This window comes from Pseudonocardia sp. (genome assembly GCF_050246655.1).
GTDB lineage: Bacteria > Actinomycetota > Actinomycetes > Mycobacteriales > Pseudonocardiaceae > Pseudonocardia.
Map to the genome: position 1 here is coordinate 1 of NZ_JBFWVQ010000096.1, position 22,232 is coordinate 22,232.

A 22,232-nucleotide genomic window follows, 5' to 3' on the forward strand; every position below is an offset into this window, starting at 1 on the left:
GTGGCGACGCCGTAGACCATCCACCGGGGCCCGTCCACCCCGACGAACACGGAGACGGCCTCGCCCGTGCGGGCCCGCAGCTCGCGGCCCCACCGGCCCTGGACGGAGCGGACGCGGGCACCGGCCTCGCGCAGCGAGGTGTTGATCTCCTTCGCGAGCTCGGGCCACAGGCGGTCCGTGGTCGGTGCGGCGAGCGCGCTGACCGAGAGCATCCCATGCGGCAGGGTGATCTGGACGGCCTGGATCGTGCGGCCGGCGCTCGGTTCGACGTCGACCACACCACCCGGGGGAACGGGCAGGCGCAGGGATCCGAAATCTGTGCGGTCGAGGCCGTCCGGGCGCTCGTGGTCGAGATCCTCGTCGTCCACCGGTCCGGACAGGACGCGGGCGGGTCTGCTGGAGGGGGAGCGGGCCGGGAGATCGTCGGGGAGCTGATCGAGCTCGATCCGGGCGCCTGCGGTCATCCGGCGACCTCCGCTGGGGGCGCGAGACGTTCGTGGCCGCCGGTGGAGCCGTAGCCGCCCGCCCCGCGGGCCGAGCCGGGGAGCCGCTCGACCTCGACGAACTGCACGCGCTCCACCCGCTGCACGACGAGCTGGGCGATCCGGTCGCCGCGGCGCAGGAACAGCGTCTCGCGCGGGTCGTGGTTGATCAGGCACACCCGGATCTCGCCGCGGTACCCCTCGTCGATGGTGCCGGGCGTGTTGACGACGGAGAGCCCCGCGCGGGCGGCGAGCCCGGAGCGGGGGTGGACGAACCCGGCGTGCCCGGGGGGCAGCGCGACCGCGATTCCCGTGCCGACGACGGCCCTCTCGCCGGGGGCGAGCGCGACGTCGGCCGTGCACCTCAGGTCCACGCCCGCGTCCCCGGGGTGCGCGTACGCGGGCACGGGCAGACCCTGGTCGAGCCGCGTGAGCGCCACCTCGACCGCGTCCCCGGGGCCGTCCCCGGTGCGGCCGGCACCTTCACCCGACACGGTGCCTCCTCGCCGACGATCCTGGACGATGCTGGACGATGCTGGACGATGCTGGTCGCCGCGCCGGCCGGCCCAGCCCGCCGGGACGTCGACCTCACGCGTCCGGTCACGGCGGGCACGACGCTACCCTCGCGGGTGTGAGCCACAGCCCGTCGCCCCCCGGCGCTGCGGCGTCCGGCGCCGTCCGGTTCGACGAGCGGTTGTCGGTGCCGTGGTGGTGGTACCTGCTCTCCACCGGGGTGGCCGTGCTCCTGGGCGCCGAGATCCACATGGGTTACCCGGGCCTGCGCAGCTGGGTCGGCTACGTGGTGGCGATCGTCGTCGCGATCGCCGTCCCGGCATGGATGGGGCGCACCCGGGTGCGGGTCGACGACGCCGGGCTGCGGGTCGGCGACGAGTTCCTGCCCGCAGCGGCGATCGGCCGCGCCGACGCGGTGGCACGCGCCGACAAGCAGACCGCCCTCGGCCCCGACCTGGATCCGGAGGCACTGTTCGTGCACCGGCCGTGGATCGGCCCGGTGGTGCGGGTCGAGGACACGCGCCCCGACAGCCGCACGCCGTACTGGGTGTTCAGCGTCCGGGATCCGGCCGCCCTGCTCGCCGCGCTCCCCCGACGCTCGTGACCGGCGGTCAGGCCGCGCAGTCCCGGCAGATGAACTGGCTCCCGTGGCGTTCGGCCAGCCTGCTGCGGTGATGGACGAGGAAGCAGCTCGCGCACGTGAACTCGTCGGCCTGCTTGGGCAGCACCTTGACGGTCAGCTCCTCGCCGGACAGGTCGGCACCGGGCAGCTCGAAGCTCTCGGCGGTGTCCGACTCGTCGACGTCGACGGCCGAGGACTGAGCCTCGTTGCGACGGGCCTTGAGCTCGTCCAGCGAGTCCTCGGCCATGTCGTCGGTCTCGTTGCGCCGCGGTGCGTCGTAGTCGGTCGCCATCGTTCCCACCCTCGAAATACGTCGTACGTGCCACTCTCGACGTGGTCGTGCCGCAGGACAACGTCGTGTGGCCGGGGTTTGTGCCCGGCATTCGAGTGATGCCGGTCTCCGCCGCGTCCCCCGCTCCCGGTCACCGGCGCGCGGAACCATAGCCGATGCCGCGGCGGCCGTTAGGGTTCGGTCTCGTGGCTCACGACGGCCCCGGCGGCACGCCCGACGACAACCTCGACCGCACTGCCTTCGACCAGCGCTCCCGGCAGCCCGGCGCCGACGCCGACGCGGTCGGGGCGTGGCTCGCCGAGCAGCTCGGCGACGATGCCTGGCGCGACTGCACGCTCGCGCCCGTCGGAGCGGGTCGCTCCAACCTCACCTACCGCGTGGACAGCGCGGCGGGTTCGGTCGTGCTGCGCCGCCCCCCGGTCGGTGCGATCGCCGCCACCGCCCACGACATGGGTCGTGAGCAGCGCGTCCTCTCCGCACTCGCGGGCACCCCGGTGCCGGTGCCGCGGATCTTCGCGGCGTCGGAGGGTGGGCCGCCCGTGGACGCGCCGTGCTTCGTCATGGAGCTGGTCGAGGGCGTCGTCCCCCTGGGAGAGCTGCCGAAGGGCTGGGCCGACACCGAGGCCGACCGTGCGCGGATGGCCACGGCCCTCGTCGACGTCCTGGTGGCGCTGCACGCGGTGGACGCCGGCTCCGTCGGCCTGGCCGGATTCGGGCGCCCGGAGGGCTTCATGGAGCGCCAGGTGCGCCGGTGGGGCACGCAGTGGGAGGCCGCCCGGGGCGGTGGCGGCGCGGACGCCGCCACCGAGGAACGGCTCACGCGCCTCGGGGTGCGCCTGTCCGAGGGCCTGCCCGCCACGCAGCGACACGCGATCGTGCACGGCGACTACCGCATCGACAACTGCCTGTTCGACGCCAAGGACCCCGGCCGCATCGCCGCCGTCCTGGACTGGGAGATGAGCACGCTCGGCGACCCGATGGCCGACCTCGGCCTGCTGCTCGTCTACTGGCACCACACCCGCGAGTCGCCCGTGTGGTCCGCCGCACAGCACCTGGACAGCCCCACCGCCCTGCCCGGCTTCCCCACCCGCCCGGAGATCGCCGCCGTCTACGCCGCGGGCTCCGGGCTGGATCTCACACCGCTGCCCTGGTACGTGGCGTTCGGGACGTTCAAGCTCGCCGTCGTGCTGGCCGGGATCCACGCCCGCGTGGCGGCGGGCGCCGTGCCGCGGTCGGCGTCCGAGGGCATCGAGGACGCCGTGGACCCGCTCGTGACGCTCGGCCACCACATCCTCGACGAGGGGCTCGCATGAACCGCGTCCGTCCCTACGAACGCCGCCGTCGCGGCCCGGTCGTCGTGCTGGCCGCGGCTCTCGCGGTGGTCGCGGCGGTCACGTGGACGGTCGTGCTGGCGACGGCGGGCGGCTCCGCCCCGGTCACCTGCCCCACGCCGGCCGCGGGTGGCGGCGAGGCGCTCGACGTGGACGCGCTCGACGCCGTCGCGCTCGCGCCGGTCGACACGATCGCCGTGCGGGTGCTCAACGCGGGCACCCAGCGCGGCCAGGCCAACCTCGTCGCGGCGCAGCTCGGCGACCTCGGATTCCGCGAGGCCGCCGGTCCCGGCAACGACCCCATGCACCCCGAGGGCGACATGGAGTGCATCGGGCAACTGCGGTTCGGGCCCGGGGGTGAGTCGGCCGCCGCGACGCTCGCGCTCGTGCTGCCGTGCACCGAACCGGTCCGCGACGGACGCGGGGACGCGACGGTGGACGTCGTCGTCGGCACGGAGTTCCGCGACGTGGACCCGTCCGCGGCCGTGCGGGAGGTGCTCGACGAGCTCGCCAACCCGACGGGGTCGGGAACCCAGACCGACGCCGAGGCCGGCGCCGAGGACCCGGCGACGGACCCGTCGGCGGCGGCGCCGCGGCTCGTGGCCCCGCCCGAGGCGCTCGCCACGGCCCGCGGCGACTCCTGCTGACGCGGCCCCACCCGTCCGGTTCCGACCGGGCGGCCTGCACGCCCGAAACTCGACGTCAGATCTCCGCCGCGCCCAGGGTCCGCGCGAGTTCGGTGAACGCGGCCGCGATCCCCGGCGTGGCGGCCAGGACGACGTCCGCCCCCAGGCCGTCGTCCGGTGCGCCGGCACCGGGGGGCCCCGGCACCCGCACGACGGCGCCCGCTTCGGCTGCGACCAGCGACGCCGCCCCCCAGTCCCACCAGTTCGTGCCGTGCTCGACGTAGCCGTCGAGCCAACCGGCGGCGACGGCGCACAGGTCGAGGGCCGCCGAGCCGGCCCGCCGGACGTCGCCGATGCTCGGCAGCATCCCGGCGACCATCCGGGCCTGCGCGGCGCGGCGCGTCGCGCTGTAGGCGAACCCGGTGCCGATGACGGCGCGCGCGAGGTCGGTGAGCCCGGAGACCCGCAGCGGCCGCCCGTCGCAGGTCGCGCCCGCGCCTGCCGCAGCGCTCCACAGCCGTCCCGAGGCCGGTTCGGCGACCGCTCCGGCCACGACGACTCCGCGCAGGACGGCGGCGACCGACACCCCGTACCAGGGCAGTCCGTGCAGGTAGTTGACGGTGCCGTCGATCGGGTCGACGACCCAGGTGACGGCGTCGCCACCGGTGCCGCCCGCCTCCTCGCCGACGACGGGCTCGCCGGGGCGCAGCTGGGCGAGCCGGGCGCGCAGGAGCGTCTCGACCGCGGTGTCGTTGGCGGTGACGACATCGGTGGGTGACGACTTCGTGGTCACCGACGCCGGGTCGGCCGCGTCCGGACGGGGCAGCTCGCGCAGGTGCGCCGCGGCCTCTGCGGCAACCGTCTCCGCCACCTGGCGCAGCTGCTCGGCGGACCGGCCCGCCCCGTCCCCGGTGTCCTGGTCCGTCTCCTGCCCCGCCTCGGCTCGCACTCCGCCATCCGACCACACACCCCGGGCCGGTCGGCAGCGACACCCGAGCCGACACCCGAGCCGACACCCCGCAGGGCTTCCCCGGCACCGGGTCGGTCGCGCGCAGTTACAATGGCCCGGTGCACCGCCCGGGAGCGGGCGCCGGGGCCGCCACCCCGCCGCCTCCCGCCACGGTGGCGCACCCGACATCTCCAGTTCGGCCGGGCCCCTCCGCGTCCCCGGCCGTCGGAACGAGCGCATGCAGCGAGAGGGCCTAGTGGCAGCCGCAGACTCTGCAACCCGCACCGACACCGACGAGGTCGTCGCGACCCCCGCGGGGAGCACCGCGCCTGCTCGCAGGCGCCGTGCCACCGGCACGACCAAGACCGCCGCCGCCAAGGCGGGCGCTCAGGCGGGCGCCGTGCCGGCCCCGAAGGGCCGGGCGGCGAAGGCCGCGCCGAACGGGGACGGCGAGCCGGGCGAGGACGGCGTCATCGACCTCGAGGGCGAGGGCGCCGACCTGGAGGGCGCACCGGAGGTCACCGACCTCGAGGACGTGGACGTCGACCTCGACCTGGGTGACGACCTCGCGGACGGCGACGCACCGGAGGCCGCCGACGAGGAGGCCGAGGCCGACTCCGAGGCCGAAGTCGAGGAGCCGGCCGAGGAGGCCGACGACGCTGACGCCGAGGACGAGCCCAACACCGGCGCCAACCGGCGCGCGCCGAGCACCCGCGAGCGCAGCGCCACGCCCCAGAAGAGCGGCGAGTTCGTCTGGGACGAGGAGGAGTCCGAGGCGCTGCGGCAGGCCCGCAAGGACGCCGAGCTCACCGCGTCGGCCGACTCCGTACGGGCGTACCTCAAGCAGATCGGCAAGGTCGCGCTGCTCAACGCGGAGGAGGAGGTCGAGCTCGCGAAGCGGATCGAGGCCGGCCTCTACGCCGCGGAGCGCATCCGCCGCGCGCAGGAGGCGAGCGAAAAGGTGTCGCCGCAGCTGCGGCGGGACTTGCGCTGGATCGTCCGGGACGGCGAGCGCGCGAAGAACCACCTGCTGGAGGCCAACCTCCGCCTCGTGGTCTCGCTGGCCAAGCGCTACACCGGCCGCGGCATGGCGTTCCTGGACCTCATCCAGGAAGGCAACCTGGGTCTGATCCGTGCGGTCGAGAAGTTCGACTACACCAAGGGCTACAAGTTCTCCACCTACGCGACGTGGTGGATCCGCCAGGCCATCACGCGCGCGATGGCGGACCAGGCCCGCACCATCCGCATCCCGGTGCACATGGTCGAGGTCATCAACAAGCTCGGCCGCATCCAGCGCGAGCTGCTCCAGGACCTGGGCCGCGAGCCCACGCCCGAGGAGCTGGCCAAGGAAATGGACATCACCCCGGAGAAGGTGCTGGAGATCCAGCAGTACGCCCGGGAGCCCATCTCGCTGGACCAGACCATCGGCGACGAGGGCGACTCGCAGCTCGGCGACTTCATCGAGGACAGCGAGGCGGTCGTCGCGGTCGACGCGGTGTCGTTCACGCTGCTGCAGGACCAGCTCCAGTCCGTGCTGGCCACGCTCTCCGAGCGCGAGGCGGGCGTCGTGCGGCTGCGCTTCGGCCTCACCGACGGCCAGCCGCGCACGCTGGACGAGATCGGCCAGGTCTACGGCGTCACCCGCGAGCGGATCCGCCAGATCGAGTCCAAGACGATGTCGAAGCTGCGCCACCCGTCGCGGTCGCAGGTCCTGAGGGACTACCTGGACTGAGCCGGGCGAGCGCGGTGGCGGCCGGGTCGTCACGCCCGCCGACGCGCGTGCACACCGTCGCGCGCCGGGCCGGCTCAGTCCGGCGACTGCGGCGTGAACGGCAGCTGCTCCACCCCGCCCTTGCCCACGACGACGGCGGACCCGGCGTCGATCTCGTGCCACACCCCGGGCAGCTGCGTGAGCGGCTCGGAGACGACGACGCGCGAGTCCGGCCCGAAGTGGGCGAACCGCTCGTCGGCCGGGTAGAGCCTGCGCAGGGACTCGACATCGGCGCTGCAGTAGAGCGTGTTCGCGACGGGCCCGCTGGCGTACCGGGCGGCCCAGAGCCGCTCGCCGTCGGTGACGCCGACGGTCATCTGCAGCGGCTCGTCGATGCCGGCCGCTGCGCCGAGCGCCTCGACGAATCCGGCCATGCGCTCCAGGCCGCCGAGCGGATCGTCCTCCAGCCCGAGCGTCAGGGCGAGGTGGAACATGAGCTCGGAGTCGGTGGTGCCCTTGATGTTGCCGAAGAGGTCCGGCCGCACCGCGAACATCATGTCGCGACGCAGGCGCTCGTAGCCGTCGACGTAGCCGTTGTGGACGAAGAGCCACCGCCCGTGCGCGAACGGGTGGCAGTTCGTCTCCTGGACGGGCGTGCCGGTGGCGGCCCGCACGTGCGCGAGGAACAGCGGCGAGGAGATCTCCGACGCCAGGGTGTGCAGGTTGCGGTCGCCCCAGGCGGGCGTCGCGCTGTGGAACACCGCCGGCACCTCGCGGCGGCCGAACCAGCCCAGCCCGAAGCCGTCACCGTTGGGGACGGCCATGTCGGGGGCGTGGCGGCGGCTCTGCTCGATGAGCGACCGTTCGGGGTCGTAGAGCAGCTCTCGCGGCTCGATCGGGGTGCCGAGGTAGCCGAGCCAGCGACACATGAGGTCCCCTTCTCGCGACGGTGTGCGCCCACCCTGCCCCACACCACCGGATCTCCCCCACGCCGGGCGAGGCGGCCCTGGCCGGACCGAGGGATCGTCGGAGCCGTACCGGCCGAGCGAAGGAGACCCATGCCCCAGCTCATGAAGCAGAAGGCGCGACCGCTCGGATGACCCGCCCATCGCCGGCGGGGCCGCGCCGCGTCGCCATCGCCTGTCAGGGCGGCGGGAGCCACACCGCGTTCACGGCCGGGGTGCTGAGCCGCCTGCTGGACGGCGGTGTACTCGATGGCGGTGTACTCGACGGCGGTGTACTCGACGGCGGTGTGCCCGACGGGGACGAGCTCGACGGGGGCTACGAGATCGTCGGGCTCAGCGGCACCTCCGGCGGCGCGGTGTGCGCGCTGCTGGCCTGGACGGCGCTGTGCGAGGGCGACCCGCGCGCGGCGCGGACGCTGCTCGACGGCTTCTGGGCGGACAACTCGGCGTCCTCCCCGCTGGACTCGGCCGCCAACCTGTGGCTGCTGTGGGCGAGCACGATGCAGAGCGTCGGCATGCTGCCCGCGGTGAGCCCGTACCACCTGCCGGTCGACGGGCTCGACCAGTTCCGCGACCTGCTCACCCGCTGGGTGGACTTCGACCGCGTCCAGGCGGACACCGCGGGCGAGCGCCCGCAGCTCGTGATCGGCGCCGTCGACGTGCTGTCCGGCCGGTTCCGGGCGTTCGACAGCCGCGCAGAGAAGATCACGCCGGACATGATCCTCGCGTCGGCGGCCATCCCCACGGTGTTCCGCACCGTCCACACCGACGGCGGGGCCTACTGGGACGGTCTGTTCTCCCAGAACCCTCCGGTGCACGAGCTGCTGCGCACGAAGCCGGACGAGCTGTGGGTGATCCAGATCAACCCCACGGCCCGCCAGGACGAGCCGCGCACGGTCCTCGACATCACCGACCGCCGCAACGAGCTCGCCGGCAACCTGTCGCTGTACCAGGAGCTGCACGGCATCGAGGTGATCGACCGCCTGCTCGCCGAGGGAAAGCTCGTCGGCGTCGACTACAAGCAGGTCACGGTGCGGGTGCTCGAGTTCGCCCGCCCGCACTCGTCGCGCCTGATGGGCCCGGCGTCGAAGCTGAACCGCGACGCCCGGTTCCTGCGCGAGCTGGCGGTGCAGGGGGAGCAGCAGGCCGTCGAGTTCCTCGGGATGCTCGCCTTCGAGCGCGCCTGGCGCAGCCGTGACGCCGAGCGGGTGCGGGCGATCATGGCACCGGACGTGGAGCTGACGTCGACCGCGCCGTTCCGAGCCCGTGCGGGGCTGCGCGGCGCGGCGGCCCACGAGGAGATCGCCGAGCTGTGCCGGACGGCGCGGATGGACCTCACCCGCAAGCAGCTCACCCGCGAGCGCGCGACCTGGACGGTGCGGCTGGACGGCCCGGCCCCCGCCGGCGGGTCCGCGGACGGGCGGGGCCGGATCGAGGCGGAGATCACCGACCGGCGGGTGACCCGCCTGCGGCTCGGCCCGGCCCCCGGGTAGGCCCCGCCCGCCGTCTCATCCCCGGGAGGGGAGGCGCGTGCCACGGCAGGCCGAGACGCTGGGTCACCGGACGGCGCCGACCGGCGCCGGAGGAGGAGAGTGATGTCCACCCTGAGTGTCTGGCGGTTCAGCACGCCCGAGGGCGCGGCGAACGCCGTCACCACGCTGGAGCAGCTGTCGAAGCAGCAGCTCATCACGGTGCACGACGCCGCGACCGTGTCCTGGGCCGAAGGCGCGAAGAAGCCGAAGACGCAGCAGCTGCACAACCTCGCCGGTGCGGGCGCCCTCGGTGGCGCCTTCTGGGGGATGCTGTTCGGCCTACTGTTCCTCGTGCCGCTGCTCGGCGCCGCGATCGGGGCAGCCGCCGGTGCGCTCGTCGGCTCGCTGACCGACGTCGGCATCGACGACGAGTTCATCAAGCGCGCCCGCGACGAGATCACCCCCGGCACGTCGGCGCTGTTCGTGCTGACCTCGGACGCCGTGCTGGACCGCGTCCGGGACGCGTTCTCGGGCCAGCACGCCGACCTGCTGTTCACCAACCTGTCGAGCGAGCAGGAGGCGGCGCTGCGCGAGGCGTTCGCCGACTGAGGCCGACCTGCGGCCGAACTGAGGCCGAACTGGGGCCGACCTCGCACATCCGTGCCGGCGCTCGCACACACCGCGAGGTGGTGGCACACACCGTCCACGGTGTGTGCGGTAGCCGTCCGGTGTGTGCGAGCGGCAGGCGAGCCGCCGCCCGCCGACGCCGGGACGTCAGGCGGCGGGACGCGCGTTCTTGCGCGGGCGCCCCCGCGGGCGCTTGTGCGGCAGCACCCGGCCGCGGTGGAAGATCTCCCCACCCCAGACGCCGCTGTACTCCCCCCGCACCAGGGCCGCCGTGAGACAGGCCGCCCGGACCGGGCAGCCGCGGCACAGGGCCTTGGCCCGCTCGAGGTCGGCCGGTGAGTCGGCGAACCAGAGCTCCGGGTCGTACACACGGCAAGGCTGCTCGTGCCCCCGCTCGTCGGCCGCGTCCAGCATCGCGGCGACGTCGAGCGGTCCCGGCGCGTGCGGCCGGATCGGCGACAGCGCAACGGACATGACGAGTACCCCCCTGACCTGCCGGTTCCCCATCCGGACTTGCGGTCTAGACCAATCATGCTCCTCGTCGGGGGTTTCCGCCCGCTTTCCGGACCTTCCGATCGGGTCACGGAAACTGGGCGCTAACCGGGCGCGCGCAGCATGAGGTACGGCGTATCGGCCCCGGGACCATCGCGCTCGGGCAGGCAGGTGGGATCGGATGATGAGACGGACCGGCTCCGCGGGCACCCTCGTGGGCGCCCGGCACGCGGCTCCGCAGGAGCTGCCCGGGCCCCGGCCCGGCGATCATGATGGCGATGACGCGGAGTCGGACACCGGGCCGGGCACGGAGCTGCCGTCCATGCTCGCCGACGGCGAGCGGCATCGCATGGCGACCGAGCTGCTGTTCGACCGCGTCGGTGTCGAGGCAGGCTGGCAGGTGCTCGATCTCGGGTGCGGCCCGCTGGACGTGCTGGCCGAGCGGGTCGGCTCGCGCGGCTACGTCATCGGGTTCGACCCGGACCAGGAGCTGCTGACCGCGGCCCGCAAGGCACTCGCGGCCCGCGGCGTGCACGGTGTCGAGCTGGCCCGCGGCGACTTCGACGCCACCGGGGGGGCCTCCGGCTCGTTCGACCTCGTCCACGCCCGCCTGCTGCTCGGCGAGCTGGCACGGCCGTCGGCGACCGTCCAGGAGATGGCGCGCCTCGCCCGGCCCGGCGGCTGGGTGGCGGTGCAGGACGCCGACCTCGCGTCCTGGACGTGCGAGCCTGCGCTGCCCGGGTGGGATCGGCTGCTGGACGGGATCACCCGGGTCTGGTCGGGGGACCCGAACATGGGACGCCGCCTGCCTCAGCTCCTGCGGGCCGTGGGCCTGGTCGACGTCGAGGTGGACGTGCACGCGGGCGTGTGGCCGTCCGACGATCCGCAGCGCGGGCTGCTGCCGTACCTGGTGAGGGCCCATCGCAGGCGCATCGTCGCCGAGGGGGGCCTCACCGAGGCCGAGCTGGACACCGGACTCGCGGAGGTCACCGAGCACCTCGCCCGGCCGGACACGCTCGTGATGGGCTGGACGCTCTTCCAGGCCTGGGGCCGCAAGCCGCTCGACGACTGACGCCGGTCTGGGTCACCCCAGGAGCCGCGCCTCGCGCCGGGCGATCTCCGCGGCCTCGGTGTTGCCTGCTTCCTCGTGGAGGTCGGCCAGCCGCTCCAGCGTGCGCACCTGCTCCTGCACGAACCCGATGCGGCGCCACTGGCGCAGCGCGTCGGACAGGCTGCTCAGGGCCTCCTGGCGCCTGCCCTCGGCGCGGTGCAGCTCGGCGAGGCTGCCCAGCGCCCTGGCGACACCGAACTGGTCGCCGTGGTGGCGGTGCAGCCGCAGGGCCTGCTCGATGTCGGAGTGCGCCTCGTCGACCCGGCCCTGCAGGGTGCGGATCTCCCCCAGCCGTTCCCGCAGTCCCGCCTCCGCCACGGCCTCGGACCCGCCGAGCTCCCTGAGCACCTGAAGGGCCCGCTGGAGGTACGTGGCGGCCTCGTCGAGGCGGTCCTGGCGCTGGCGCAGCCGGGCCAGGCGGCGCAGCACCCAGACCCGGCTGCGCTGGTCGCCCACCTCGACCAGGAGCGTGCGCGCGAGCTCGAGCTGGGCGTAGGCTTCGCCGTCCCCCGCGTCGTCGCGGCCCAGCTCGGTGAGTGCGCCGCCGAGGCCCGCAGCGGCGAGTGCGCGGCCCTCGTCGTCCTCCAGCTGCTCGAAGATCTTCGCGCAGCGCCGCAGGTGGACAACCGCGTCGTCGAGGCGGAACTGCATGACGTCCAGCTCACCGATGCCGCGCAGCGCATTGGCCTCCCACCAGCGCTCCCCGGCGCGGCTGGTCGCGGCCTGGGCGAGCTCGCAGACCGCGCGCCAGTCCTCGTAGAGCCCGCGGACGACGAACACCGGTGCGAGCCGCATCCCGAGCGCGGCGCCCAGCGTGATCAGATCGGCGGCGAACGCCTGCCCGATGACGCCGAGCAGGCCGGCCCACTCCGTCTGGAACCATGCGAGCGGCTCGGCCACCGCCGCGTCCACGACGGCGGGCTCCGGCCGCCAGCACTCCGGAGGCCGGAGCGTGAACCCGAAGTTCGACGTGGGGATCCCCGCACCGGCCTCCTGCGCGAGCCACAGCCACCCGCCGACGAGGCGGCCGACCGCCGCCGTGCGAGCCTCGGCGCTCTCGTCGGCCTGGACGAGCTCGCGGGCGTAGGCCCGCAGGAGGTCGTGGAAGCGGTAACGCACCTGGCCGAGGGCGTCCCGCCCGGCGACCTCGACGAGGCGGGCGTCGACGAGCGTGTCCGCCAGCTCCTCGGCCTCGTCCTGGGAGCTGTCGAGCAACGCCGCGGCCGTCCAGGCGGGGAAGTCCGCCGCCTCGATCAGGCCGAGCATCCGAAACGCCCGCCGCGCGTCCGGCGCGAGGCCCTGGTGGGAGAGCGCGAAGCTCGCCCGCACCCCCAGGTCGCCCACCCGCAGCCGGTCCAGGCGGTGATGCTCGTCGGCGAGATCCCCGACCAGCCGCGCGAGGCGCCAGTACGGGCGGGCGACCAGCCGGGCACCCGCGATGCGCAACGCCAGCGGCAGGTGCCCGCACAGCGCGACGATGCGGCGCGCGTCGTCCGCCTCCGCGGCCACCCGGGCCCGGCCGGCGACGGCCGCGAGCAGCGCGACCGCCTGGTCGTCGTCGAGGACGGCGAGATCGACCGACCGGGCGTTCTCCAGCCCCGCGAGCCGCGCCCGGCTGGTGACGAGCACCGCGCAGCCCGGCTCACCCGGAACCAGGGGGCGCACCTGGTGCTCGGCGGCGGCGTTGTCCAGCAGCACGAGCACGCGGCGCCCGGCGAGCCGGCTGCGGTAGAGGGCCGCCCGCTCGTCGAGATCGTCGGGGATGGCCGAGCCACCGACACCCAGCGCCCGCAGGAAGCGGGCGAGGACCTCGGCGGAGTCCAGCGGGTTGCCCTCCGCACCGCGCAGGTTCACGTAGAGCTGGCCGTCGGGGAACCGCTCGCGCAGGAGGTGTGCCACGTGCACGGCGAGCGTGGTCTTCCCGACCCCGGCCTGCCCGGACACCGCGACGACCGCCACCGTGTCGTCCGCGCGCCCGACGAGCCGCTCGGTGAGGGCGGTGATCTGGGTGCCGCGGCCGACGAAGTCCGGGATGTCGGCGAGCAGCTGTGCCGGAACCGGCCCGGCCGTCTGCGGCGCGGCGTCGAGGCTGCCGGAGAGGACCGCCTGCTCGAGGCGCTGCAGCGGGGGCCCCGGTTCCACGCCGAGCTCCTCGACCAGCGCGGCCCGGGTGCGCCGGTAGACCGCCAGCGCCTCCGGGGTGCGGCCGGCCCGGTACAGCGCCGTCATCAGGTGGGCCTGGAGCCGCTCGCGCAGCGGGTGGCGGGCCGCCAGCTCGGCCAGCTCGGGCACGATCGCCGCCGCGTTGCCCGCGGCCAGCTCCGCGCCGTAGAGGTCCTCCAGGCCGACCATGCGCATCTCGGTGAGGCGCTCGGCGGCGTCGCGCAGCACGGGGACGTCGCCGACGTCACCGAACGGCTCCCCGCGCCACAGTGTGAGTGCCTCGCGCAGCAGCGCCACGGCCCGGTCCGGCTCGTCGGCCGCGACGCCCTCGGCGAGCAGCCTCTCGAAGCGCTCGGCGTCCAGCTCCCCGGGATGGACGGTGAGCACGTAGGCACCGCCCTCGTGGCGGATGCGCCCCGGGTCCTCCAGCGCGTGGCGCAGCCGGTGCACGTGCAGGTGCAGCTTCTTGCGCGTCGCGGCGTCGACCGGCTGGCCCTCCCACAGCACCTCGAAGACCGCGTCCGCGGGCACGGCGTTGTTCGCGCGGACGAGCAGCAGCCCCAGCAGGGTCTTCAGCATCCTCGCCGTGACAGCCACTTTGGGGTCCGTCGCGCGGACGCGCACGGGTCCGAGGATCTCGAACTCCATGCACCACCCCTGCACCGATCCCGCACGCCGAGCAACGCAGTGTAGCGGCGCGACCGCGCAGATCACCCGGTACGACGGGTGAGATCAGGTCTCCAGCGCACGGCCCTCTCACCCGGTGGGACGAGGACGGCGTACGGAGATCAGCAGCTTAGGTGCGGTCGTGGCGGCGGAGGAAATCGACCATCCAGGGGAACACGTCGCGCGCCGAGTCCCTGCCCATGAACACGTCCTGGTGGCCGTAGCCGGTGAACGACACGTGCTCGTGCCAGGTGGCGCCCCGCTCCGCCAGGAGCCGGTGGCACACGAGGTTCGAGTCGGCGAAGACCCGGTTGTCCGCGCCGGTGGAGAACAGCACCGGCGTGGTGATCTCCGACGCCCGGCTCAGGTAGTCCGCCGGCAGCCGCGCGTAGGCGCCCTCCGCCGGCCGGTAGCGCACCGCCCGGCCGGCCCGCACCATGGCGTAGACGTGGCGGTAGTGGCTCGTCCCGGTGGCCCCGAACAGGTCACGCAGCCGGTGGTGGGTGATCGGATGCATGTTCTCGTGGCGGAAGAGCGCGGGCCACCCGGTGCCCCACATGAGGCTCAGCATGTGGCAGGCGGGCTCGTCGCACTCGCGGTGCGCCAGCGACACGGCGCTGCCGATCAGCTTGCCGAGGCTCAACCACGAACCCTCGCTCCAGCGCGGGTCCAGCTTCCCGATCCGTATCCGGTCCACGAGCCCCGGGGCGATCGCGAGCTTCGCGCGCGACCACGCTGGCACCCGCGGCGTGAGCGCGACACTGTTCGCCACGACGGACGCGATCCCGGCGGCATCGGCGTCGAGGACGCCGCCGAAGAGGCTCATCGTGAAGGCAGTGGAGCCCAGGCAGTGCGCGACCACGTGCACCGGGGCGTCGGTGTGCCGGCGGATCTCGGCCAGTGCGGGCGGGAAGTCGAACAGGGCGGCGTCGTCGAGCACGTCGCCGCGCGAGGTCGAGTAGTCGTAGAGGTTGGACAGCCGGGTGTCGAGGCACCACACGTCGAAGCCCTCGTCGAGCAGGTGCGTGACGAGGTTGCGGTGCTCCGGCATCACGAACATGTCCGTCGAGGTCGTGAGCCCGTGCGTGACGAGCACCGCCGAGCCCGCGCCGGGCCGCGTGAAGCGCACCATGCGCAGGCCGACCCGGTCCTCGGTGACGAGATCGTGGATCGTGACCTGCGCGTCCGGCACCCCGTCGAGCGTGTAGGGCCGGATCGGGCTCAGCGTGGGCGGTGCGGAACGGGTGTAGGAGTCCAGCAGCGAGGCGGTGAAGAACAGCCCGAAGCGGCGCAGCGCGCGCATCCGCTGCCCGAGCGTGCCACCGGTGGCGCGCAGCGTCGTGATCTGGCGCGCGAGGTCCCGCCGGGTGATCTTCAGCACCCCGTGCCCGACGGCCGCGCCGTCCGCGTCGCCCTCGCGCACGGTGATCGCGAGGGTCGTCGTGTCCGACCACACGTCGAACCCGGGGTCGTCCTGGACGAGCTTCTCGCCGACGAGGTGATACCGGCTGCCGTCGGTGGCGGTGAGCCGCGCCCGGTAGACCATGCGGCGGGTGCCCGGCTGCGGCCGGTGCGGGTCGCCGGGGCGCACCACATCCGCGACGAGCAGGTCCAGCGTGCCGTCCGTGACCGTGAGCGGATCGGGGTGCAGCGCCGCCGACTCCACGGTGCCGAACAGCCGGGCCCGGTGGCGCTCGTCGGCCTCGAACCCGTCCAGGTCCTCGATCGTGACGGCCACGGTGAGGCTCAAGTCCTCCGTGCGCCCCGCCACCGTGACCAGCCCACCCGTCATCCGCTCGGTGAACCGGAGCCCGCCACCCGCCGAGGAGCGCCGCGGCGGCGGTGCCGGGGCGGGATCCAGCGTGCGGTCCAGGTCCCAGCCGCGCGCCTCGGCGAGCACCGTGGCGCACCGCTCCGCGAGCGCGGTGATCGTGAGCAGCGGGTTCACCCCCAGCGAGCGGGGCACGGCAGCCCCGTCCCAGACGTACAGCCCCTCGTGCACGGCCGTGCCGGACTCCCCCGCGTAGACCCGGCCGACGTGGTCGACGACGCCGTGCTCGGCGTCCGGGCCCATCCCGGCGCCGCCGAGCGGATGGACCGTGACGCTGTCCTGCCCCAGCAGGGGGCTCGCGGTCGGGTTCTTCACGTACGTGCCACCGAGCGCGGCGGTGGCCTTCTCCAGGCGGTGGTGGACCGACCGGAACAGCGGCGACTCGCCGGGGTCGGTGGGCCACTCCAGCCCCAGCCGGTCCCCCGCGAGCCACATCCGGCCGTTGCTGCCGTCGTGGGCCATCACGAGGTAGACGAGGGTGTTGTCGACGGCCCCGCCGCCGACGGCGAGCGACTCCAGGACGCGCGCGACCTCGGCGAACTCGTCGCCGTCGTCGGTGTCGCGGCCGTCGAGGAGCCGCGCGCCCAGCAGTCCGGCGGCAAGGATCGGGCCGAGCGGGCGGGGCATCGCCCCCTCCTCGACGACGATGCCGTCGTCCAGGGCCCCGTCGCGCAGGTCGGCCAGGCCGGTGATGCAGGGGCCGACCGCCGGGTGGTCCTCGGCGTCGCCGAACCCCGCGCCGTACACGGGACGGTCGCAGTTGTAGGCGAACGCGAGCACGTCCCCGTTCGCGGTGAAGCCGTGCCCGAGCCGGCCCGAGAGCGGCAGCCCCGCTGCGCGGGAGCGCAGCAGGATCTCGGTGGAGCCCAGCGTGCCCGCGGCCAGCACCACGTCCTGCGCGCGGACGACCAGATCCGGTGCGCTGAACCGGCCGAACCCGCGCCCGACGACGCGGTAGTGGACGAGCCAGTCGCCGTCCGGGGCCCGCGACACGCGCCGGACCCGCACCCCGGTGACGATCTGCGCACCGTGGCTGCTGGCGTCGGCGAGGTAGGTGACGTCCACGGATCTCTTCGCACGGAAGTTGCAGCCCGCGACGCAGTCGCCGCACTCGCGGCAGGCCCGCTCCTCGACGCCGACGTGGTTGGGCCCGTCCGCGAAGCTCACGGTGATGGGCGGACGGGAGAACGCCGCCCCGACGGCCACCGCGCCGGCCTCGAGGGCCAGGAGCTTCGGTGGGGCGTCGTGCGGGTAGGGCTGCGGGGCGAGCATCTCGCGGGCCTGCGCGTACGCCTGCGCGAGCGCTCCCGGCGCCCGGAGCTCCTCCGGCCAGCAGGGATCGGCGAACACGCGGTCGTCGGCCTCCAGCGCCACCCCGGCGTTGATGAGCGAGCCGCCCCCGAGCCCGCATGCGACGAGCACCGTCATGTCTTCGTTGCGGCGTATGTCGTACAGGGCGTCGGGATCGCCGCGCCGCCCGTCGGGGGAGTCGACACGCACGTCCCTCCACGCCGCGGCGGCCGACGCCGGGAAGTCGCCCGGGCCGCGTTCCCGTCCGCGCTCCAGCACGACGACCCGGCGACCGGCCCTGGCCAGGCGCGACGCCGCGACGCCGCCGCCGTAGCCCGAGCCGACGACGACGGCGTCGTAGCGATCCGCCATCGCGTGGGGAGGATCGGAGAGCGTCATGGCGCACCCCCGGGTGTCGCGAGCAGATGTGGCGACCCCGCCGCCGGCCGCCCCCCTCCAGCGGCCGGCGGTCGCGATCGCCCCGGCGGAGGCCGTCCGGTCGTGTCCGAGAACCACACCGCCTCCGCCGGGGTGCGCTGACTCTGGCCGCTGCCGGTTTCCGCCCGGTTTCCTGTCGGCAGCCGAGCGGGCCACCCGATCATTGCCGCACCTGGGGCGACAAGGCAGCATGGGGCCGCGCTCGACCTGACCAGAGAGGAAGAAGATGACACTGACGATCGGTGAGCAGGCACCGGACTTCGAGGCCGAGACCACCGAGGGGACGATCAGGTTCCACGAGTGGCTCGACGGGTCCTGGGCGGTCCTGTTCTCCCACCCCCGCGACTTCACTCCCGTGTGCACGACCGAGCTCGGCTACATGGCGAGCATCAAGCCCGAGTTCGACAAGCGTGGCGTGAAGATCATCGGACTGTCGGTCGACCCCGTCGAGAACCACGCCAGGTGGGCCGAGGACATCGCCGAGACCCAGGGCACCGCCCCCAACTATCCGATGATCGGCGACAAGGACTTCACCGTCGCCAAGCTCTACGGGATGCTCCCGGCCGAGGTCGCGGGCGACCCGACGCAGCGCACCCCGGCGCAGAACGCCACCGTGCGCAACGTGTTCGTGATCGGCCCGGACAAGCAGATCAAGCTCGTGCTCGTCTACCCGATGACCACCGGCCGCAACTTCGACGAGGTGCTGCGGGTGATCGACTCGCTGCAGCTCACCGCCAACCACAAGGTCGCCACCCCGGCCCAGTGGAAGCAGGGCGACGACGTGATCATCGCCGGATCGGTCTCCGACGACCAGGCCAAGGAGATCTGGCCGGACGGGTGGGCGGCGCCCCGCCCGTACATCCGGATCGTGCCGCAGCCGCAGTAACAGCCCGGCCCCTCCGCGCGAACGGCACGTACGGGACACAGGTCTTCCCGTACGTGCCGTTCGCGCCATCGATCAGCCCGTCGGACCCGAGGCCGCCGGCGGCGCGACGGGCCGGCGGCCGTCCTGCCACGCCCCGAAGCCCCCCACCAGGTCCGACACGTCGGCAAAGCCGCGTGCCCGCAGCACCGACGCCGCGATGGACGAGCGGTAGCCACCCGCGCACAGCACCACCGTGGGCGCCCGCGGGTCCAGCTCGCCGAGCCGCCGGGTGAGCTCGGGCAGCGGGACGGGCCTGGCGCCGGGAACCGTTCCGGAGACCCGCACCTCGCCGGGCCCGCGCACGTCCACCACCTGCACGTCGCGGCCACCGTCCAGGAGGTCCGCGAGCCGGGCCGCGGTGAGCCGGCTCGCCGCGCGCAGGTGCCGCGTCGGCACGGCCGAGACGCCACCGTCGAGGTGGCCGAGGACGCGGTCGAAGCCGATCCGGGCCAGCCGGTTGCGGGCCTCCCGCTCGGTACCCGCATCGGCCAGCAGCACGATGTCGTCGTCCGCGCCGACGACGTCGCCGGTCATCTCGGCGAAGCGCCCGCCGAGGCCCACGTTGACCGACCTCGCGAGGTGGCCTGCGGCGAAGTCCGCCGGATCGCGGGTGTCGAGCACGACAGCGCCCGCGGGGACGTCGTCGAACGCCAGCGCGGGCACCGGCTCGTCCTCGTGGAGGATCGGGTGGGCCGCCCGGTTGGCCTGCGAGGCGTGGGCGAAGTACGGCGGCGCCGTGGACTGCCCGTCGAGCACCGCGGCGACGAACGCCTCCTCCGGCATCGGGGCGAGCGCGTAGTTGGTGCGCCGCTGCTCGCCGATCGTGCTGCTGGTCTCGCTGGAGAGGTTCTTCCCGCAGGCCGACCCCGCGCCGTGCGCGGGGAAGACCCGGGTGGCGTCGGGCAGGTCCAGCAGCCGCTCGCGGGTGGAGTGGTACAGCGCGCGGGCCAGCTCGTCCGGTGACCAGCCGCTCGCCCCGAGCAGGTCCGGGCGCCCCACGTCGCCGATGAACAACGTGTCCCCCGTGAGCACCCCCCACGGCGGCGCCCCGGCCCGCTCCCGGACGACCAGGCAGACCGACTCGGGGGTGTGGCCGGGGGTGTGACGCACCTCGATCTCGACCTCGCCCAGCGACAGCACCTGCCCGTCCGCGAGCGGCTCGACGGCGAAGCCCACCTGCGCCGCCGCCCCGAACGACACGATGGCCCCGGTGGCCTCGGCGAGCTCCAGGTGGCCGGACAGGAAGTCCGCGTGCACGTGGGTCTCGATCACCCGCTCGATCCGCAGGCCCGCTGCGTCGGCGTCCGCGAGGTACTCCCCGATGTCGCGCTGCGGGTCGACCACCACCGCCCGCCCCGTGGTGCGGTCGCCCAGCAGGTACGACGCCTGCGAGAGGCATCCCAGGTAGTACTGGCGGAACACGAGAGCGCCGGTGACCTCGATGTCCATGTCCCGATTGTTGCGTGAACCGGTCGGAAATGGTGGAGTGGACGACATGCCTCCCGCGAGCACCGAGCACATGTTCGTCGTGTGCCTGCTCGCCACCGACCAGCTCTCGGTCGACGACCGCGCCTGTCGCTGAACTCGCGGTACCCACCCGCACGTGGTGGGGCTGTACGACGCGCCCATCGCCCGCCACCGCCGAGGACCTGGCCTGCCATGACCACCCGCACGTCGCGCACCCCCGTCGGGTGCGCGCACACCGAACCGCTCGGGCCGCCCGAGCCGCCCGAGCGCGAGCAGGCGCCCGAACCCACGCCCAACGGCGAGCCACGCGGCCTGCTGGCCCGCCTGCGCGACGTCTCGGCCGCGGTCGGCGCCGCGCACCGCGAGGGCGTGCCCTTCTAATAGGCTCGTCGGCGTGGGCAGGCGCCGCGGACGGTCACGTTCGCCCCTGCCGCCCCGTCACGGCCTGGACCCCGCCCGCCTGCGGCTGCCTACCGCGGGCCCGTGGGTGACGCTGCGCGACCATCTCGTCGAGCGGTTGCCCCGGGTCGCGCCCGAACGCATCGACGAGATGCTGCGCGAGGGGCGCATCGTCGGCCTCGACGGTCCCGCGGCGCCGGACGCGCCGTTCGTCCCGGGGCAGGTGCTGTGGTTCCATCGCGACCTCCCCGACGAGGTCGAGGTCCCGTTCGACATCCCGGTGCTGCACCGCGACGAGAACGTGCTCGTCGTGGACAAGCCGCACTTCCTCGCCACGATCCCCCGCGGCCGCCACGTGCTGCAGACCGCGCTCGTGCGGCTGCGCCACGAGCTGGGCCTGCCGGGCCTGTCCCCCGCGCACCGGCTCGACCGCGCCACCGCGGGCGTCCTGCTATTCGTGGTGCGGCGCGAGCTGCGCGGGGCCTACCAGACGCTCTTCCGGGACCGGCGGGTGCGCAAGACCTACGAGGCGGTCGCGCCCGTCGCCGCCGGGCTCGCGCTGCCGCGGACGGTGACCAGCCGCATCGTGAAGGAACGGGGCGTCATCGCCGCCTACACCGCGGCCGGTCCGCCCAACGCCGAGACCCGCGTCGAGCTGCTCGAACGCCGTGGCGATCTCGGTCGCTACCGGCTCGTTCCCGCCACCGGCCGCACCCACCAGCTGCGCCTGCACATGGCCGAGCTCGGCGTGCCGATCGTGCACGACGACCTCTACCCCGTGGTGCGCGAGATCCCGCCCGGGGACTTCAGCTGCCCGCTGCAGCTGCTCGCGGCCGAGCTGGAGTTCACCGACCCCGTCACCGGGGAGCTGAGCCGCTTCACCAGCCGCCGGACGCTCGCCGCGTGGGACGGCTGACCCGCCGCCAGCCTGACTCCACCACCACCCCGCCGAGCCACGCGCGAACGGCACGTACGGGAAAACCTAGCTCCCGTACGTGCCGTTCGCGCGTTGGTGGGCGGGATGGCCTCAGGCCAGCGCGAGCACCAGCGCCGGGGCCGCCACCAGTCCGAGTGCCCCGAGCCGCACCAGCGCCCGCAGCGGCGACGGCAGCGGGGCGGGCGGCACCAGGATGCGCGCCTGCCGCGCGCCGAGCGCGTCCGCGAACGAGCTCAGCGCCGCTGCTGGCGCCCCGCCCCCGACGGCCTTGAGCGCCCGGGCGAGCTCGGTCGGCCGCACCTGGGACACGGCGACGTCGTCGGCCCGCATCTCCACCAGCGCCGCCACGGCCACCTGCGCGTTGCGCATTCCCCGCACGAACGGCGCCGTCGCCCCCCACGCCACGAACGGCAGGACCACGAGGTCGTGGCGCTCCCTCAGGTGCGCGCGCTCGTGAGCGAGGACGGCATCCAGCTCGGCCGCGTCGAGTATGTCCAGCACGCCCGCCGAGAGCACCAGCCGGGAGCGCCACCCGGGCAGGCAGTACGCCACCGGGACCGGGTGGTCCAGCACGCGGGCACCGGGCGCGGCCGACCACGCCGTGCCGAGCACGTCCACGAGGTCGCGGTGGCGGCGGCGCAGGCGCACCGTCCGCGTGGCCGTCGCGGCGAGCACGCCCAGGAGCCGCGCCGCGAGCACGACGGTGGCGACCAGCGCCAGCACGTGCACGGTGCCCATCTCCGGGGGCAGCCGCAGGTCCGCGAGCGACGAGCCGAACGCGCCGACCGCCGCTGCGGGGGTGGACGCCAGTGGCGACAGCGCGTAGACCAGCCCCGCGCCCAGCAGGGCCGTGCCACCCGCCAGGCCGACGGCCTGCCAGACGAGGAGCGCACCCACCGGGTCGCGGGCGGGCCACGCCGCCC

General features: G+C 74.4%; 20 protein-coding genes. 10 read left to right on the forward strand and 10 right to left on the reverse strand.

Features of this window, described 5'->3' with window-relative positions:
- On the reverse strand, positions 1-464 hold a 464-nt coding region (locus tag AB7J25_RS23645), incomplete at its 3' end, for a DUF3710 domain-containing protein (protein ID WP_428512249.1).
- Positions 461-976, reverse strand: coding sequence for a dUTP diphosphatase (gene dut / locus AB7J25_RS23650; protein WP_428512251.1), 516 nt, complete (start codon positions 974-976; stop codon positions 461-463). The genes dut and AB7J25_RS23645, both read right to left, overlap by 4 nt.
- A 137-nt stretch (positions 977-1,113) precedes the next feature.
- On the opposite strand from dut, the gene AB7J25_RS23655 reads away from it, so the two are divergent.
- Positions 1,114-1,599: a DUF3093 domain-containing protein gene (locus AB7J25_RS23655; RefSeq protein ID WP_428512253.1), complete on the forward strand. Its 486-nt coding sequence runs from the start codon at positions 1,114-1,116 to the stop codon at positions 1,597-1,599.
- Between the two features lie 7 nt (positions 1,600-1,606).
- Here the strand turns inward: AB7J25_RS23655 and AB7J25_RS23660 are convergent, their stop codons facing one another.
- The gene (locus tag AB7J25_RS23660; RefSeq protein ID WP_428512255.1) at positions 1,607-1,909 is read right to left on the reverse strand and encodes a DUF4193 domain-containing protein; all 303 of its coding nucleotides are present in this window, start codon (positions 1,907-1,909) and stop codon (positions 1,607-1,609) included.
- Positions 1,910-2,094: 185 nt separating this feature from the next.
- Between AB7J25_RS23660 and AB7J25_RS23665 the strand changes: the two genes are divergently transcribed.
- Positions 2,095-3,222 (forward strand): phosphotransferase family protein, encoded by a 1,128-nt coding sequence (locus AB7J25_RS23665; RefSeq protein WP_428512257.1) that lies wholly within the window; start codon positions 2,095-2,097, stop codon positions 3,220-3,222.
- Entirely contained in the window at positions 3,219-3,887 is a 669-nt protein-coding gene (cei, locus tag AB7J25_RS23670; protein WP_428512259.1) for an envelope integrity protein Cei, read from the forward strand. The genes AB7J25_RS23665 and cei overlap by 4 nt, the downstream gene beginning before the upstream one ends.
- Before the next feature lie 55 nt (positions 3,888-3,942).
- Here cei and AB7J25_RS23675 read toward each other — a convergent pair whose 3' ends face one another.
- Positions 3,943-4,746 (reverse strand): inositol monophosphatase family protein, encoded by an 804-nt coding sequence (locus tag AB7J25_RS23675; RefSeq protein WP_428512285.1) that lies wholly within the window; start codon positions 4,744-4,746, stop codon positions 3,943-3,945.
- Between the two features lie 325 nt (positions 4,747-5,071).
- Between AB7J25_RS23675 and AB7J25_RS23680 the strand changes: the two genes are divergently transcribed.
- Positions 5,072-6,547, forward strand: coding sequence for an RNA polymerase sigma factor (locus AB7J25_RS23680; RefSeq protein ID WP_428512261.1), 1,476 nt, complete (start codon positions 5,072-5,074; stop codon positions 6,545-6,547).
- A 74-nt stretch (positions 6,548-6,621) separates the two neighbouring features.
- Here AB7J25_RS23680 and AB7J25_RS23685 read toward each other — a convergent pair whose 3' ends face one another.
- Positions 6,622-7,455 (reverse strand): class II glutamine amidotransferase, encoded by an 834-nt coding sequence (locus AB7J25_RS23685; protein ID WP_428512262.1) that lies wholly within the window; start codon positions 7,453-7,455, stop codon positions 6,622-6,624.
- A gap of 167 nt (positions 7,456-7,622) precedes the next feature.
- Between AB7J25_RS23685 and AB7J25_RS23690 the strand changes: the two genes are divergently transcribed.
- Together AB7J25_RS23690 and AB7J25_RS23695 are read left to right on the forward strand one after the other, a co-directional pair.
- Entirely contained in the window at positions 7,623-8,984 is a 1,362-nt protein-coding gene (locus AB7J25_RS23690; RefSeq protein WP_428512264.1) for a patatin-like phospholipase family protein, read from the forward strand.
- Positions 8,985-9,086: 102 nt separating this feature from the next.
- Entirely contained in the window at positions 9,087-9,572 is a 486-nt protein-coding gene (locus AB7J25_RS23695) for a DUF1269 domain-containing protein (RefSeq protein ID WP_428512266.1), read from the forward strand.
- A gap of 165 nt (positions 9,573-9,737) precedes the next feature.
- Here the strand turns inward: AB7J25_RS23695 and AB7J25_RS23700 are convergent, their stop codons facing one another.
- A complete protein-coding gene (locus AB7J25_RS23700) occupies positions 9,738-10,064 on the reverse strand; it encodes a WhiB family transcriptional regulator (protein WP_428512268.1) in 327 nt (108 codons plus the stop codon).
- Positions 10,065-10,263: 199 nt separating this feature from the next.
- Here AB7J25_RS23700 and AB7J25_RS23705 point away from each other — a divergent pair, with 199 nt between their 5' ends.
- On the forward strand, positions 10,264-11,154 hold the full coding sequence (locus AB7J25_RS23705) for a methyltransferase domain-containing protein (protein WP_428512269.1): 891 nt from the start codon (positions 10,264-10,266) through the stop codon (positions 11,152-11,154).
- A 12-nt stretch (positions 11,155-11,166) separates the two neighbouring features.
- On the opposite strand, the gene AB7J25_RS23710 is transcribed toward AB7J25_RS23705, so the two are convergent.
- The gene (locus AB7J25_RS23710) at positions 11,167-14,004 is read right to left on the reverse strand and encodes a BTAD domain-containing putative transcriptional regulator (protein WP_428512271.1); all 2,838 of its coding nucleotides are present in this window, start codon (positions 14,002-14,004) and stop codon (positions 11,167-11,169) included.
- A 148-nt stretch (positions 14,005-14,152) separates the two neighbouring features.
- Positions 14,153-17,515, reverse strand: a complete 3,363-nt coding sequence (locus tag AB7J25_RS23715) for a GMC family oxidoreductase N-terminal domain-containing protein (protein WP_428512273.1) — start codon at positions 17,513-17,515, stop codon at positions 14,153-14,155.
- A gap of 292 nt (positions 17,516-17,807) precedes the next feature.
- On the opposite strand from AB7J25_RS23715, the gene AB7J25_RS23720 reads away from it, so the two are divergent.
- Entirely contained in the window at positions 17,808-18,467 is a 660-nt protein-coding gene (locus AB7J25_RS23720) for a peroxiredoxin (RefSeq protein ID WP_428512275.1), read from the forward strand.
- Positions 18,468-18,539: 72 nt separating this feature from the next.
- On the opposite strand, the gene AB7J25_RS23725 is transcribed toward AB7J25_RS23720, so the two are convergent.
- Positions 18,540-19,955 carry an MBL fold metallo-hydrolase gene (locus tag AB7J25_RS23725; protein WP_428512277.1) on the reverse strand — a complete coding sequence of 472 codons (1,416 nt, stop codon included), beginning with the start codon at positions 19,953-19,955 and terminating at the stop codon, positions 18,540-18,542.
- Between the two features lie 210 nt (positions 19,956-20,165).
- Here AB7J25_RS23725 and AB7J25_RS23730 point away from each other — a divergent pair, with 210 nt between their 5' ends.
- Both AB7J25_RS23730 and AB7J25_RS23735 read left to right on the forward strand, forming a co-directional pair.
- On the forward strand, positions 20,166-20,354 hold the full coding sequence (locus AB7J25_RS23730; protein ID WP_428512279.1) for a hypothetical protein: 189 nt from the start codon (positions 20,166-20,168) through the stop codon (positions 20,352-20,354).
- A gap of 13 nt (positions 20,355-20,367) precedes the next feature.
- A complete protein-coding gene (locus AB7J25_RS23735) occupies positions 20,368-21,288 on the forward strand; it encodes a pseudouridine synthase (RefSeq protein WP_428512281.1) in 921 nt (306 codons plus the stop codon).
- 111 nt (positions 21,289-21,399) lie between these two features.
- Here AB7J25_RS23735 and AB7J25_RS23740 read toward each other — a convergent pair.
- On the reverse strand, positions 21,400-22,232 hold an 833-nt coding region (locus AB7J25_RS23740; protein ID WP_428512283.1), incomplete at its 5' end, for a M48 family metalloprotease.

Excerpts from the sequence above, each read along its gene's own strand:
- AB7J25_RS23660 (WP_428512255.1), bottom strand. The coding sequence starts at position 1,909 with ATGGCGACCGACTACGACGCACCGCGGCGCAACGAGACCGACGACATG.
- AB7J25_RS23725 (WP_428512277.1), bottom strand. The coding sequence starts at position 19,955 with ATGGACATCGAGGTCACCGGCGCTCTCGTGTTCCGCCAGTACTACCTG.
- AB7J25_RS23720 (WP_428512275.1), top strand. The coding sequence starts at position 17,808 with ATGACACTGACGATCGGTGAGCAGGCACCGGACTTCGAGGCCGAGACC.
- AB7J25_RS23715 (WP_428512273.1), bottom strand. The coding sequence starts at position 17,515 with ATGGCGGATCGCTACGACGCCGTCGTCGTCGGCTCGGGCTACGGCGGC.
- AB7J25_RS23690 (WP_428512264.1), top strand. The coding sequence starts at position 7,623 with ATGACCCGCCCATCGCCGGCGGGGCCGCGCCGCGTCGCCATCGCCTGT.
- AB7J25_RS23700 (WP_428512268.1), bottom strand. The coding sequence starts at position 10,064 with ATGTCCGTTGCGCTGTCGCCGATCCGGCCGCACGCGCCGGGACCGCTC.
- AB7J25_RS23685 (WP_428512262.1), bottom strand. The coding sequence starts at position 7,455 with ATGTGTCGCTGGCTCGGCTACCTCGGCACCCCGATCGAGCCGCGAGAG.
- AB7J25_RS23705 (WP_428512269.1), top strand. The coding sequence starts at position 10,264 with ATGATGAGACGGACCGGCTCCGCGGGCACCCTCGTGGGCGCCCGGCAC.
- AB7J25_RS23730 (WP_428512279.1), top strand. The coding sequence starts at position 20,166 with ATGACCACCCGCACGTCGCGCACCCCCGTCGGGTGCGCGCACACCGAA.
- cei (WP_428512259.1), top strand. The coding sequence starts at position 3,219 with ATGAACCGCGTCCGTCCCTACGAACGCCGCCGTCGCGGCCCGGTCGTC.
- AB7J25_RS23695 (WP_428512266.1), top strand. The coding sequence starts at position 9,087 with ATGTCCACCCTGAGTGTCTGGCGGTTCAGCACGCCCGAGGGCGCGGCG.
- AB7J25_RS23710 (WP_428512271.1), bottom strand. The coding sequence starts at position 14,004 with ATGGAGTTCGAGATCCTCGGACCCGTGCGCGTCCGCGCGACGGACCCC.